Origin of the sequence: Rothia sp. HC945 (genome assembly GCF_051370785.1) — a bacterium.
Lineage (GTDB): Bacteria > Actinomycetota > Actinomycetes > Actinomycetales > Micrococcaceae > Rothia.
Window position 1 is genome coordinate 1684849 of sequence record NZ_JBFCSN010000001.1, and the last position, 13701, is coordinate 1698549.

General features: G+C 64.2%; 16 protein-coding genes. 6 read left to right on the forward strand and 10 right to left on the reverse strand.

Features of this window, described 5'->3' with window-relative positions; genetic code table 11:
- Window positions 1-12: 12 nt before the first annotated feature.
- The 3 genes from AB0Y14_RS07445 to AB0Y14_RS07455 form a co-directional block, all read right to left on the reverse strand.
- Window positions 13-2157: a glycosyltransferase family 39 protein gene (locus AB0Y14_RS07445; RefSeq protein WP_436588543.1), complete on the reverse strand. Its 2145-nt coding sequence runs from the start codon at window positions 2155-2157 to the stop codon at window positions 13-15.
- Between the two features lie 38 nt (window positions 2158-2195).
- Window positions 2196-3581 (reverse strand): glycosyltransferase, encoded by a 1386-nt coding sequence (locus AB0Y14_RS07450; protein ID WP_436588544.1) that lies wholly within the window; start codon window positions 3579-3581, stop codon window positions 2196-2198.
- Window positions 3582-3928: 347 nt separating this feature from the next.
- On the reverse strand, window positions 3929-4420 hold the full coding sequence (locus tag AB0Y14_RS07455) for a hypothetical protein (protein WP_436588545.1): 492 nt from the start codon (window positions 4418-4420) through the stop codon (window positions 3929-3931).
- Window positions 4421-4632: 212 nt separating this feature from the next.
- Here AB0Y14_RS07455 and AB0Y14_RS07460 point away from each other — a divergent pair, with 212 nt between their 5' ends.
- Complete coding sequence (locus tag AB0Y14_RS07460) at window positions 4633-5391, forward strand: response regulator transcription factor (RefSeq protein ID WP_436588546.1); 759 nt, start codon at window positions 4633-4635, stop codon at window positions 5389-5391.
- The gene (locus AB0Y14_RS07465) at window positions 5391-6944 is read left to right on the forward strand and encodes a HAMP domain-containing sensor histidine kinase (protein ID WP_436588845.1); all 1554 of its coding nucleotides are present in this window, start codon (window positions 5391-5393) and stop codon (window positions 6942-6944) included. Before AB0Y14_RS07460 ends, AB0Y14_RS07465 begins: the two co-directional genes overlap by 1 nt.
- On the opposite strand, the gene AB0Y14_RS07470 is transcribed toward AB0Y14_RS07465, so the two are convergent.
- On the reverse strand, window positions 6930-7445 hold the full coding sequence (locus AB0Y14_RS07470; RefSeq protein WP_436588547.1) for a mycothiol transferase: 516 nt from the start codon (window positions 7443-7445) through the stop codon (window positions 6930-6932). The genes AB0Y14_RS07465 and AB0Y14_RS07470 overlap by 15 nt on opposite strands.
- Window positions 7446-7870: 425 nt before the next feature.
- On the opposite strand from AB0Y14_RS07470, the gene AB0Y14_RS07475 reads away from it, so the two are divergent.
- Window positions 7871-8935 carry a hypothetical protein gene (locus AB0Y14_RS07475; RefSeq protein ID WP_436588548.1) on the forward strand — a complete coding sequence of 355 codons (1065 nt, stop codon included), beginning with the start codon at window positions 7871-7873 and terminating at the stop codon, window positions 8933-8935.
- A 135-nt stretch (window positions 8936-9070) separates the two neighbouring features.
- Here the strand turns inward: AB0Y14_RS07475 and AB0Y14_RS07480 are convergent, their stop codons facing one another.
- From AB0Y14_RS07480 to AB0Y14_RS07505, 6 genes are all read right to left on the reverse strand, one after another.
- Window positions 9071-9343: a GlsB/YeaQ/YmgE family stress response membrane protein gene (locus AB0Y14_RS07480; RefSeq protein ID WP_436588549.1), complete on the reverse strand. Its 273-nt coding sequence runs from the start codon at window positions 9341-9343 to the stop codon at window positions 9071-9073.
- 355 nt (window positions 9344-9698) lie between these two features.
- Complete coding sequence (gene amaP, locus AB0Y14_RS07485; RefSeq protein ID WP_436588550.1) at window positions 9699-10304, reverse strand: alkaline shock response membrane anchor protein AmaP; 606 nt, start codon at window positions 10302-10304, stop codon at window positions 9699-9701.
- A complete protein-coding gene (locus tag AB0Y14_RS07490; protein ID WP_436588551.1) occupies window positions 10301-10864 on the reverse strand; it encodes a DUF6286 domain-containing protein in 564 nt (187 codons plus the stop codon). Before AB0Y14_RS07490 ends, amaP begins: the two co-directional genes overlap by 4 nt.
- On the reverse strand, window positions 10861-11289 hold the full coding sequence (locus AB0Y14_RS07495) for an Asp23/Gls24 family envelope stress response protein (protein ID WP_436588552.1): 429 nt from the start codon (window positions 11287-11289) through the stop codon (window positions 10861-10863). The genes AB0Y14_RS07490 and AB0Y14_RS07495 overlap by 4 nt, the downstream gene beginning before the upstream one ends.
- Before the next feature lie 2 nt (window positions 11290-11291).
- Entirely contained in the window at window positions 11292-11474 is a 183-nt protein-coding gene (locus tag AB0Y14_RS07500; protein ID WP_436588553.1) for a hypothetical protein, read from the reverse strand.
- Window positions 11475-11538: 64 nt separating this feature from the next.
- The gene (locus tag AB0Y14_RS07505; RefSeq protein WP_436588554.1) at window positions 11539-12000 is read right to left on the reverse strand and encodes an Asp23/Gls24 family envelope stress response protein; all 462 of its coding nucleotides are present in this window, start codon (window positions 11998-12000) and stop codon (window positions 11539-11541) included.
- A 185-nt stretch (window positions 12001-12185) separates the two neighbouring features.
- Between AB0Y14_RS07505 and AB0Y14_RS07510 the strand changes: the two genes are divergently transcribed.
- From AB0Y14_RS07510 to AB0Y14_RS07520, 3 genes are read left to right on the forward strand one after another with little or no spacing between them, the layout of a single operon-like run.
- Window positions 12186-12767, forward strand: a complete 582-nt coding sequence (locus AB0Y14_RS07510) for an RNA polymerase sigma factor (protein WP_436588555.1) — start codon at window positions 12186-12188, stop codon at window positions 12765-12767.
- Window positions 12764-13315 (forward strand): hypothetical protein, encoded by a 552-nt coding sequence (locus AB0Y14_RS07515; RefSeq protein WP_436588556.1) that lies wholly within the window; start codon window positions 12764-12766, stop codon window positions 13313-13315. Before AB0Y14_RS07510 ends, AB0Y14_RS07515 begins: the two co-directional genes overlap by 4 nt.
- A complete protein-coding gene (locus tag AB0Y14_RS07520) occupies window positions 13308-13685 on the forward strand; it encodes a hypothetical protein (RefSeq protein WP_436588557.1) in 378 nt (125 codons plus the stop codon). The genes AB0Y14_RS07515 and AB0Y14_RS07520 overlap by 8 nt, the downstream gene beginning before the upstream one ends.
- Window positions 13686-13701: the final 16 nt, after the last annotated feature.

Genomic DNA, 13701 nt, shown 5'->3' on the forward strand with positions numbered 1-13701 from the left:
CCTACGCGGCCGTCACTTTTCCTTGGTCAGGTCGTAGACCGTTGTGCCGCCGACGGTCGTGGCCTCGTAGTGGGCCTTGACCCATTCCTGGATTTCGGAGGACGACGATTCCCCCATTCCGCCGTCGCCCATGCCGCCGGCCACGAAGTAGCGGATTCGTCCCTCATCGACCATGGACGTGAATTCGTCGAGGGTCGGGTAGGGGTCGGAGCCCATCCAGCCACCGATGTCCAGGACCTCGGTATCCGACGACAGCATGTAGCTCGCGGCGCTCGTCGCGCCGACCGTGGCGGCGGAGTATTCCGTCCCGGCGTTCTTGAGAAGGTCGGTGAGCTCGCTGTTCGATTCTTCGCCACCCATTCCGCCGCCGTTGGCGCCGCCGTCGGGTTGCGACGACTGCCCCTGACCAGCCTGCTGGGCCGCCTGGTCCTGGCTGCCCTGGCCGTCGCCCTGTCCTTGGCCGCCAGCGCCATTCTGCGGGCCTCCCGCGCCTTGGCCCATTCCACTCTCGCCCGCGGCGGAGGGACCCGAAGTCGGAATCGACCCGCTGTGCGCATTGCCGACTGTTGCCAGGGTCCAGGCCGCGGACCCCAGACCGCCGAAGACGAGGGCCGCGACCACCAGGACCGCTGCACCGCGTCGGACCGACCCGGTTCCGGGCCTTCCCCGCCCCAGGAAGATCAGGACGGAAGTCACCGAGCCGCCGATCAGAAGCACCCACCGGACCCACGGGAGCCAATCCGGGGCCTCGCGCTGCATGAGGGCGAAACTCCAGATCACGGTCGCCAGCAGGGCCAACGCGGCGGTTCGTCGGGTCACCGAGTTTCGCCGTCCCCGCCAGAATTCGGCGACGCCGATGCCGACGATTGCGGCCACCGCAGGAGACAGAACTACCACGTAGTACGGGTGAATGGTCCCTTCCATGAAGGAGAAGACCCCGGCGTTGACGATCAGCCAGCCGCCCCACACGATGAGGGCCGCCCGCGTGGCGTCGGTACGCCGCGCACGGCGCGTCAACCAGAAGCCGGCGACCAGAATGATCACCGCGGCCGGAATCAGCCAGGAGATCTCGGCACCGAACGCGGAGTTGAACATGCGGAAGACTCCGACGTCGCCGCCGAACATCGTGCCGCCAGGCCCACCGCCACCGGGAGCTCCACCCGCCGCGGCGCCGGCCGCCGCGCCGCCCCCGGCGGTTTCCGCGGCCTGGTCACCCGCGCCTCCCGGCGCACCCGCACCTCCGGAATCTCCGAAGATCCTCGCCAGGCCGTTGTAGCCCATGACCAGTTCCCAGAAGGAGTTCGATTCCGTTCCGGCCATATACGGACGTGATCCCTCGGGCCACCAGGCGAAGACTGCTGCATAGGCTCCCACTGGGAGGCACACGCCGATACCGGCCACGACGACGTCGCGAATCCTGCGCAACCAGCCGACTTGGGCCGCGATCGCGAAGGCCACAACGAGAGCCGGAATGGTCATGAATCCCTGAAGCATCTTGACCAGGAACGCCAGGCCGAGGATGAGCCCGGCCGCGAGCATCCACCCGGCGGATGCGAACCTCACGGTGCGGTCGGACTGAATCGCGCGGATCGTGAAGTAGGCGCCCAGCACCAGGCAGAGCGTCAGCATGGCATCCGGATTGTTGAACCTGAACATCATCACGGCGACCGGGGTGAGGGTCAGCGCCGATCCGGCGACGAGCCCCGCGATCTTGCCGTTGGTCCGTCGGACGGCCAAAAACAGGACCCACACCGTGGCGATTCCCATGAGGGCCTGTGGGAGCAGGACCGTGAGGGAACTGAAGCCGAAGACGCGGGCGAAAAGGGATGGTATCCAGTAGGCCGCCGGCGGCTTGTCCACCGTGATGCCATTATTGGCATCCAGTGACCCGAAGAGCATCGAGATCCACGAGCTGCTCCCGGCTCTGACCGTCGCGGCGTAGAAACTGTTCCCGTAGCCGGAAATCGTCAAGTTCCAGACGTAGAGGGTCGCCGCAACGACCATCATCGCCGCAATGGCGGGGTTGATCCAAGCAGGCTCCCCGGGTGCTCTTCGAAAGAGGATGGGCCCGCGGCGCGGAGCAGGGTCGGCGTTCGGCTCCCCCGCGGTTGGGGCGGTACTGGTCATGGTGGGTGTGGTGATAGGTGAAGGAGTCATCGCAAGTCCTGGGTCAGTCAATTCGGGTGGGGTCGGGGTTACGCGACGGTCCGCGCGGCGTCGTCGGCCTCGCTCGGACGCGTGGATTCCGCCTCGGAGCGGAAGACCCACCACCGGAACATGAGGAACTTCAGCAACGTGGCCATCAGGTTGGCCATGACCAGCGCGCCCGTCTCGACGACGGCGTGGTCGCCTCGCAGTTGGTGGACGCCCCACAAGGCCCCCGAAGTCAGCGCCCATCCCAGTCCGAAGACGAGCAGCCCCTGAATGTGATGAGTCATGGCCTTGTTCCGCCCGGTCACGCCGAAGGTGAAGAACCTGTTGACCCCGGTATTGGCCACGGCCGTGATCAGCAGCGCGGCGAAATTGGCCCATTGCGCCCCCAACGCCGAACGGAGAAGCAGGAAGAGCACAATGTAGGCGAGGGTCGATCCGGCTCCGACCACGCAGAACCTCACGACTTGGCCGAACAGGTTGTTCGTCTGTCCTGCGATGGCGCCCCGGCCCAATTCCTCGCGTAGCGCCGAGATCGGGATCCTGCCGTTGGCCATGGCCGCGGAGAGTCGGACCATGCCTTTGAGGTCGTCGGTGGCGGTTCTGACGACGTCGACCGAGCTGTCGGGATCGTCCGTCCAGTCCACGGGAACCTCGGCAACGCGCAGACCGATTCTCTCGGCAAGCACGAGTATCTCGGTGTCGAAGAACCACGCGCCGTCGCCGGTGTGGGGGATGAGCTGACGGGCGACGTCGGCCCGGATGGCCTTGAACCCGCATTGTGCATCGGAAAAGTGGGCACCCATGAACGTGCGGAGCAGAAGATTGTAACTACGAGAAATGAACTCTCTCTTGGCGCCTCGCACCACCCGTGCGTTACGAGCGAGCCGGCTCCCGATCGCGAGGTCGGAGTGACCGGTGACGAGTGGCGCCACCAGCGGCTGAAGGGCGGCGAGGTCGGTCGAGAGGTCCACGTCCATGTACACGAGCACGGCGGCGCTGGGCTCGCTCCACACCCGCCGGAGGGCGTTGCCTCGCCCTTTTTCGTCCAGGTGCACGACCCGCACGTGGGGCATTTCCCGGGCGAGCCGCTCCGCGATCACCAGGGTCTGGTCGGTCGAGGCGTTGTCCGCGACCGTGACGGAAAAGGAGTAGGGAAAATGTTCTTCCAGGTAGTTGCCGAGCCTACGAATGCAGGTCTCGATGTCCTTCTCCTCGTTGTATACCGGGATGGTGATGTCCATGACGGTTTCGGCGGCGTCCGTATCAATCGCCCGCCGACCGATGTCGGTGATTCTGGACGACGCCGCGTGCAAAGTTACTGCCCGGTCGGATTCCGGGGAGGTTTTTCCTCCGAGGCCGTCCAAAGGTTCCGTGGGCTCGAGAGTGCCGGTACGGCCTGTCGTTGCGCTACTGGTTGATGTGATCATGCATCCAACGGTTCACGTCGGACTTATGCCGCCGATGGGGCTCTGCTGTGCCGCTCCTGTGACTGATTCCGGCGGCTCCGAGTGCGACTCGTCAAAAGGCCCAGTAGATAGAGAAGAGGCCCGTGTTTGGGGGAACCACAACCACAAACACGGGCCTCTTCGACCCCGAGCGTACCTTAAAAGTTTGAAACTTCATAAGGCCCTAGGGAGAGGGCTCGGGGCGATGAGCGTACCGACCGGTTACCCAGCGGTACAAGAATTATCTCCAGTCACCAACCTTATCGCAAGATCTTCACCGACGCATCGTCTCCGCCGAATGGAAGTGCATGCGGTGCGCCACGGTATATTCACGCCCCGGTACCACCCGGGTCCCCGGGCTTCTGCCCGTTCGTTCCGTCACCTGGCGGGTCGCCGACGCCCGGTGTCTGCTTCGACCCATCTGCCGCATCATTGCCGGCGCCGGAACCGCCGGTGGCACCAGCGTCGGCGTCGCCGTCCTGCCCAGAATCCGCGGCGTTTTCGGAGCCGCTGGCGCCTTGGGTGCCGTTCGCCCCCTGGGTTTCTCCGGCCTGCTGGGAGTCGGATGAGGCCTCCCCCGCCGAGGAGAGCCCATATGCGGTGGCCGTTGCGCCCCCGGTGACGGCGAGCGCGAGCGCGGCCGTGGCCACCGCCGTCTTGGCCGTGCTCGCGGGGCCCTTCGGGATTGCCGCCCCACGGTACTCATTCCATTCCGAGGCGGGCGCTCCCCAGGCGGGCCGGTCCGCGGAGGGCGTGGCCGGATACGTGGTCCGATCCGGATGGACGCTCCACGTTGATGTATTCATTCTCTTCGACGTCATGTACAGCCTTTCTGTCGACCGGATGGCCTTCCGTCTGGTCGTCTTCGCGGCCGTCGCCGTGGGTCATCCAGTAGGTCCTCGACCCGTTGGTCCTCGACTCTGTCCCTGCATCTTGTGAATCGCCTGTGTCTGGTCGAAGGCGTGTCTGTGAGCTCCGGGAATTCGCGCATTCGCCCTCCCGCCATGCCGTCCGCGGGATTAGTCTGGGAGCCATGAGCCAATCCCCTTCGTCCTCCTCGGCCGCGCAGGTCGCCAAGAACCTTCCCTTGCTGGAGCACCCGGACGGCAGTCCGATTCGTGCGCTCGTGGTCGACGACGAAGCTATGCTCGCCGAGCTCGTCGGCGTCGGTCTCCGCATGATCGGCTGGGACGTTCGGCAGGCGGGCGACGGCCCCACTGCGCTCGAAACGGCCCGCCGCTTCCTCCCGGATGTGCTGGTGCTGGACATCATGATGCCGGGCTTCGATGGGCTCGAGGTGCTCTCCCGCATTCGACGCACCCAACCCGAGGTTCCGTGCTTGTTCCTCACGGCCAAGGACGCCGTGGACGATCGGATCGAGGGTCTCGCGGCCGGCGCGGACGACTACGTGACCAAACCCTTCTCGATGGAAGAGGTCATGATCCGCCTGCACCGCCTGGTCCAGCGCTCCGGCGTGGCAGCGGTCGACGACGCCGAGCTCGTGGTCGGTGACCTCGTGCTCAATCAAGATACCCGGGAGGTCACGCGCGGTGGGGAAGAGATCCCATTGACGGCGACCCAATTCGATCTGCTGCGGTACCTCATGGAGAACCCCCGGCGGGTCGTCTCGAAGGCACAGATCCTGGACAACGTCTGGAAATACGATTTCGGCGGCCAGGCCAACATCGTCGAATTGTATATCTCGTATCTGCGCAAGAAGATCGACGTCGGCCGCGATCCGATGATCCACACGGTCCGGGGCGCCGGATACGTCATCAAGCCGGCGGTGTGATGCGGGAGGCGACCAGCAAGGACAGCGATTCGTCGACTCCCCGAAGGGGTCGCGCGTGGCGCCTGAGGACCCGACTCATCCTGATCCTGATGCTGTTCCTCGGGCTGGCCAGCATCGTGATCGGCGTCGTGAGCTACGGGGCCATGAACGCGACGCTGACCAATCAACTCGGTTCCCAGCTGACGGAGGCCTCGGACCGGGCGACGAATTTCTCGGGGGTCCGGCCGGGCGACGTCGGCGACGCTCCGCAGGGGGCGCCCAATCCCCTGAACGCGCCCGGACAGGCAGCGGGGACGCTCAATGCAAGGATCGACGACGGCCGGTTCCTCGCGGGCGGCATCCTGGACACGGGCGGATCGGTGGTGAATCTGACCGACTCGGATCGCGAGACCCTGAAGAATCTCGAACCCGGAAGCCCGGCCACGAAAGTCGACCTGTCGAAGGGCAAGTACTTGGTGGTCTCGGACGTCGACCACACGGGCCAGGTGGTTGTGACCGGATTGCCCCTCAAGAATGTTCAGCGAACCCTAAATATTCTGGTCGCGATCATGGTGGGGGTTTCGGTTGCCGCCCTGCTCTTGGTGGGATTGTTGGGTTCGGTCGCGGTCAGGCGCACCATGAAACCCCTCGAGCGTGTGTCGGCGGTTGCGACCAGTGTGTCGAGGCTCGACCTGGAATCGGGGCAACTTCCTGGTGCCAGCCGCGTGGCCCGCAGGGACGCGCACCAGGACACGGAGGTGGGCGCCGTCGGACATGCCCTGAACCGGATGCTCGACAACGTGGGCGCCGCGCTCACGGCTCGGCAGAAGTCCGAGGACCGGATGCGAGAGTTCATCGCCAACGCGTCGCACGAGCTTCGCACGCCGCTCGCCGCGATTCGCGGCTATTCGGACCTTCTGAAGTGGACCGAGGACTTCACACCGAACGGGGGGAAGTCCCTGGCCCGCATCGACTCCCAGTCTCAACGCATGTCAGGACTCGTGGAGGATCTGTTGCTCCTGGCCCGGCTGGACGAGGGCCGCCCGCCGGAGAAGGAAGCGGTGGACCTGACCGAGCTCGTGGTCGAGAACGTCTCGGACCTCCAGGTCGCCGCCCCGGACCACGAGTGGGAACTGGCCCTGCCGGAGGAGCCCGTTACTATCCGGGCCGACCGGAGACAGATTCAGCAGGTCCTGCTGAATCTGCTCTCGAACGCCCGCAAGCACACCGACCCCGGAACTCGGGTCTCCACGGGGCTGTACGCCTCGGCAAACCACCGCGATGCGATCCTGAGGGTTGCCGACGACGGCCCCGGGATCGACCCGGAATTCCAGGACAAGATCTTTGCGCGGTTCGCGCGTGCCGACCAGGCGCGTTCCGGGGAGGTCGGCACCTCCGGCTTGGGGCTGCCGATCGTCAAGGCGATCGTCGAGGCCCACGGCGGCACCGTATCCTTCACCTCTCGACCCGGGAATACCGAATTCGAGGTGAGGCTGCCGCTGCTGCTCAAGCCCGAGGACCCTGGCGAGAACGACCAGGCCACGGGCGAGCTGAGACCGTCACCGGAAGACTGAAGCGTCCATCCCCGCAACATAGGTGGCCTGACCCAAATGCTGCAGGGCGTCCTCGGTGACGCTGACCAGGCGGGCGCCCCGGCTCACCGGAGGATCCCACTGTTCGTCGATGATGTCGTCGAGGTCAGCGGGGCTCAAGGTATCGATGTAGTCCTGCTCGGCCGTGACCACGGCGTCGAGGTGTTCGAAGAGGAGACCGGCGTCGTCGACGACGATGGAACGTGCCCTCTCCGCCGACTGGCCGAAGCCCAATTCGTGCGGCTCCAGGTCGAGTCCGAACCGTTCGTCAAAGTTCTGCGAGACCCAGACCGTCTCACGCCCGGACAGGGCGCTGACTTGCTCGTCGATCTCGCGCGCGGTGTGCCAGAGCAACCATGCAACCGAATTGTCGTGCTCCCCGGGATGGGCATTGAGCATGTCATCCGTGACTCTGTCCTTGAGCCGGGCGGCGACTTCGGACGGACGGTTGGCCAGGTCCTTCAAGAGTTCGATCGCATCCATGGTTTCGACCCTACGCTCAGGCGCGCGGCGCCGTAACCCCTCCCCGCAGGGACCCAACAACGCGTCAAGAAATGCATTTGCCCAAGTCAGAGCGGGTTTATTAGAATAAGTATCGCTCGAGCGGCGTGTTGGCTCAAGAGCCGTTCGGGGGTTACCCCGGGCAGAGATCTTGTACGCTTCACCTGCCCGGGTGCCGGGCCGGTACTGAAGCTTCTGCTTTCGTACCGGCCCCTCACATGACCGCCGCCCAACGACGGAGACGGCAGATCCCCTCCTTCCGTGATGCATTGCCGGGGACGCCGTGCCATGCTGACGTCATGGCGCCCGGACATCGCCGCGTACCGCACCCTTCGCTTTTTGCAGGACCCGAATTATCCTTGCGATCAACAAGCCTGCCCTGACCAGGGAATAGAGGAGCTGAATTCTTGAGTACATCATCCGATTCGAAACCGAGCATCCTCGTAGTCTCAGACCCGGGGGTCCCGACGGCACGGGTCAAGCACTTCCTGCCGGACATCGAGACCGAGCTGAGCAAGGTGGTCGGCCACGAGGTCGACATCAAACACATCAAACATCTGATTCCGATCAGCCCGGAGAACGAGGTCACCAGCGACCTCGACCTCCCCGACGAGGCGCGCGACGTCGACTACGCCGTCCGGATCCTTTTCACCGAAATGCCCCTGCACCACAGTGGCCATCCCGTGGTGGCGCAGATCGACTTCAACCGCGGCATCCTGGTCGTTTCCTGCCCGCCCATGGGGATGCTCTATCCCCGACGTCGCCTCGTGAGCACCATCGGTCGCGGCGTGGAGTCCCTGATTCAGAATTCCGCGTCCGAAGGCGAACACGTCCAGAGCTGGAACGAATGGGGCAGCGAGGGCGACGACAAGGTCACGCGGCTGTACTCCAACACGTGGACCGGCGTTCCCCGCACGATCTTGGGCATGGTGCGCTCCAACCGACCCTGGAAGACCGCACCCAAGCTCTCCAGCGCGCTGACGGCTGCCTCCACGGCCGGGGCGTTCGGCATCTTCTACAACTCGATCTGGCAGATGGCGGAGTCGCTGTCGAGTCTCAGGATGGCGATCATCACTCTGGTCGCGATCATGGTCATGACCACCTGGCTCATCCTCCGCAACCGACTATGGGACAAGCCGCTCCACGACCGGCTGGCCCGGGTCGTCGCCCTCTACAACATCTCCACGGTGGTGACCCTGGTGATTGCGATTTCGATCCTCTACATCACCTTGTTCGTTCTCATTCTGCTCGGCGGACTCGTGGTGATCAGCCCCGGATTCATGCAGGAAACGCTGGGAATCCCGACCCATCCGAGCAACTACTTCGACATCGCGTGGCTCAGCGCCTCCATGGGGGTCATCGCGGGCGGGCTGGGATCCGGGTTCGATTCCGAGGCCGATCTGCAACAAATGACCCACGGCCGCCGCGAACGCCAGCGCGTTCTGAGCAAGGACAAGGACGAAGACGACTGAGTCCCGTTGACTGACGAGCCCGGGTCAATGGCATCCCAACGACTCCGGCTCAGGTGGCAGCCCAGGCGATGAGCACGCAAAGAGGGGCGGACTGTTCACAGTCCGCCCCTCTTCCGGTTCAGAGAAAGTTTCGCGCTATGCCTTGTTCTTCCGACCGAAGATCAGGCCCCAGATGAAGAGCACGATCAACGAGCCGACGAGGGCAAGAATCCAAGTGGTCAATGAGAAGAACCCATTGCCGTGGACGCCGAAGATGGCGCCACCCAACCAGCCGCCCAACAGGCCGCCGACGATGCCGAGGATCATCGTGACGATGATTCCGCCACCCTGACGCCCCGGCATGATGAGCTTGGCGAGAGCGCCGACGATAATTCCAATAATGATCCAGCCAATAAAACCGAGTCCCATGATATATACCTTTCGCGAGCAATTATATGTTTCTGGTGTTGGCTCTCTTTCAAGGATACCTTGTCGGACCCGAACAACAATAGTCCAAAATTCACGCATTGCACCGGCAGAATATATACTGCAGAATTCACATGAATATTGAGACAAAATGTGGTGCCGAGTTCGATGGTCTACGCAACTTGACGGTGCACCCAAAGCGCCCGGAAATCCGCCCGAAAACGGACAGAAAACCGGAGCATCAAGGCCTTGCCTTCGGCCCGTAACCGGGCCTCGGAGTCGTGGAGTCCCCCCAATACTCCCCGGCCGACCGTGTCGCGCGCCACGCCCGGTCCAGGAAACTCCACGACTCGATCCCCTACTGCAGCTTGACCTGTCGCTTGGATCGCGACTGCCGGGAGACGGCGTAGACGATCCCCACACTGCCCAGGGGGCTGCCCAGCGCGGACTTCACCGAGGGGAGCACCTGTTCTCTGATCTCCCGTGTGACATCGGTGAGGTCGGCACGCTCGTTGACCGTGACGTCCAGGACGAGATCGGCATTGGTTCGCTGGCCTTTGAGGCCTGCCTTCGCGTCCGTGACGTACGTCAGATCTTCAAGGTGCGCCGCCACCGCATCGGTGATGACTTTGGGCTCCACCTGCGTGAATCCGCGCTTGGGATCCTTGTGGAAGCGGAACGTCGAGGCTTTCTCGCTCCTCGGGATCTGGCGGACGAGCCACCAGAGCGCAAGGATCACGAGGACTGCACCCGCCACGATCAGCACGGGCGCAAGCCATGTTCCGTCAAGCGCGGACGATGCCCCCTGGAAGGGCTTGCCGGATGGTCCCCAGTGTCCGCTCGAGGCGCCGGAGGAGGCCAGCAGCCCCGCGGCCACAATTCCCCACAGCACGCCGGCCGCGAGAAGGACCACGCCAATGATCGTGAGCCATGTTCTGTTGAATGATCCAGCGGTTTTCTTCATGACACGTCCTTGGTCTGTGCGCTGACCCGCACCTTCGGGAATCGTGTGAGATCCGCCGAGGCGAGTCGCTCCTCGACCGCGGCCTTGACCTCGCCCACGAGTTCGGAACTCTCGTGCAAGGGCGTCGTCACGCGGACGGTTACGGACTTGGCCGTGGCCGATGACTTGACTCCCGACACGCCGTCGATCTGAGCCGCTGCGGATGAGGCCAGCGTGGCCAGACCCCGGTTGCCGATCACGGCCTCGATCGGGCCGCCGGAGTAGTCAGGATCCACCGGCTGCCTGTTCAGGCGTGCCGCGTTGAATCCGCCCGGCAACACTGCACACAGGAGCAGGATGAGTCCGAGAACCACCGCAACGGCAGCCGCACCCCACCCCCAAGCAGAGTTCCACGAGGCGGAGGACGCGGAATCCGCGGCGCTGCTCAGTTGCGGCCACCACTGTCCCGTGGACAGCTTCTGAATCCCGGCCCACAGCAGGCCAACGCCCACAATCAGCACAAGGATCAACACCACTACGGACGGTATGGCGCGAGAGGGGCGCCGTCGAAGTGATTTCACAGCAATACCCTTTCCTTCCGGCCCCGCTGAGGCACGAGATACGTGACCCTGATATCCACCTGCCGGACGTCGACGCCGGCCAGGTCGGACACCCTGCGCACGAGAGTCTCTCGGACTCTTTCGGTTGTTTCCTCGATGGGAAGCGGATACTCGATGCCCAGGTCCACGCTCAATACGGCGATCGAACCGGTCAGTTCGACCCTGACGCGCGGCCGGGAATCCAGATCCGCATGGCTCCCCACTCCGAGGAAACCTCCCTCTCGACCCCCGATGCCGGGGATTTCCGAGGCGCATTGCGCGGCGATCTTCTCGACGACGCGGTCCGCGATGACAAGATCCCCGCGGCTCTCCGCCGACGAGGAACCGTCGGTCGACCCGGCGTCCTCGCGATGGGACGGAGCCGGCCGATGTGCGCTGGCCATCATCTCTACCTCCTGTCAGAGCCGCGGCCGGTCATGGAGCGAAGATCCAGCCGACCCTCCAGGAAGAGCCCGACGCCCACACCGATCACGGCGAAGACGGCGGAGACGAGGAATGCGAAGAATCCGCCGAAGAAGGCGATCGCTCCCAACGCCAGACCGACGATGAGTCCCAATTGGCTCGGTTTCATGCTGATATCCCTTTCCATGGTGCGAGGGCAGGCCCCGAAGCTTCGGCTTCGGGGCCCGTTCTCATTACTGGAGTTCGCGGTCGTTGGAGTCCTTGTCGTCGTCCTCGTCGTTCGGGAGGTGGACGTCGGTGATATCGATGTTGACCTCGATGACCTGCAATCCGGTGGCCTGCTCGACCGTACGGATCACGTTGCGACGAATGCTGTCGGCGACATCGACCACGGAGGTGCCGTAGTCGATGACGATGCTCAGGTCGATGGCCGCCTGCTTCTCACCCTTCTCGACGGATACGCCGCCGGAGACGTTGGTCTGCGATCCGGGGATGCGCTCGGAGATGGAATCGAAGGCACGGCGGGCAGCATTGCCCATCGAGTAGACACCGGGGACCTCGCGGGCGGAGACGCCGGCGAGCTTCTGCACCACGGTGTCGTTGATGGTCGTGTTGCCCTTGGACGTCTGCAACGGGCTGTTCCGCTCGGACTCATTGCCCTGCTGTGCGGTCTTGACGTTGTTTTCGGTAGCCATGATTTCTAACTCCCTAAGTTCTGGTCGAAACGGGCTTGTACTTATACTGACGGGCCGTGTGCTGATTCGTCACGAAGTTTTTCGAAGAATTTTTTGAGGGTGCAGTTTCGGCGCTCATTCTGGAAGTATGGTCCGCGAGGGATGCGGCCGATTGCGGCGAAAAATGGATCGACGTCGAGGGGACTATGAGTTCGGACAGGAATGGCTCTTCCGAGCGCATCACCACGCTCGTTCTCCGTGCACAGGACGGCGACATTGATTCCTTTGAACAACTCGTGGACACCTACCAGGCTCCGCTCTTGCGATTGGCGTTCCGTATTCTCGGGAATCGGGCCGATGCGGAAGACGTCGCCCAGGAGTCCCTCATGAACGCGTGGGTCAAGCTCGACCTCCTGGAGACCCCGCAGGCCTTCCCGACGTGGCTCTACCGGCAGGCGGTGAACAAGTGCAAGGACATCCTCAGGTCGCCTCGACGCGATTCCACGGTTCCGATCGACGAAGCTCCCGACGGAAACCCCGTGTGGACGGATACTCGGGCGTCCTCGGATCCCCAGCGCGCCGCGGAGAACCGTTCAGGCATGGATGCCTTGTCGGCGATGTTGCAGAAGCTCCCGGCCGAGCAGCGCGCCTGCTGGATTCTCCGGGAACAGACAGGGCTTTCCTACGGCGAGATATCACAGACGCTGGCGATCCCTGAAGCCACGGTGCGGGGTCGTCTGGCACGAGCCCGCAAGACTTTGGCCAACGAGATGAAGGAGTGGCAATGACGGACGACGAGTCACTCGAGTGCGGACGCACGGTCGAGTCGGTGTGCGAGACCGTCGACTCCGAACCCGATGCCCATCAACGCGATTGCCCCTACTGCGGTGAGGTCCGCGAGCGGCTGAAACAACTGGATCGGTTGGCCCGCGAGGCGCAGGAGGCGGACAGCTCGCTGGAGATCGAGCCACATGTTCGACGCCGCATCGTCGACTTCGCACGAAGCAATCTTCGCCGCGGGGCGGACATACCGGTGCACCGAGAACCTGCGGCGACCGTCTCCTTCAGCGAGATGCTGATTGCCCGCACAGCGCGCGAAACGGTCGATACCTTCCCGGGCTTCACGGCGCGCCGGTGCAGGGTCAGGACCATTGCGACCCCCGATCACGGCCACCAGATTCTGGGCCTCTCGATCGGTGTGGTGATGGCCCCGGACGCGGTGGTCGAGATTCTCGACCGGAGCGTTCGCGACGCCGTCGTGGACGCCGTGTCCCGCAAACTCGGCGCTCGCGTGGCCGAAGTCGACTTCACGGTAGAGGATGTGCACTATGACTAGTGATCGCTCCACGGGTTCTCCGGATTCCGCGGCCGAGGAGACAGGATCGGCCGACCTGCTCGCAGCGGTGGCCCGCGCGGTCGACGCCGTGCCCGGCGTCGCGAGGAGGGAGCCCAGTGTGGGCGATTTTCTGCGGACGCTGTGGAAGAAGCCGGCGTCGGCGGAAGATCAGGCTCCAGACACCCGGGGACTGCGCCTGGACCAGGTCGACGGGAAGGCCTCGCTCACGGTTGCCGTCTGGGTGAGCCGCCAGGCACCAGGAAACCCCCTGATGATTTCCCAGGAGGTGGCCTCCAGGATCAATCACACGCTCATCGAGCGTGGGGTCGCACCCGGTTCCCACCAGGTCATCGTTCGCGAGATCGAGTAGGCGCCTCCGGGGCGAC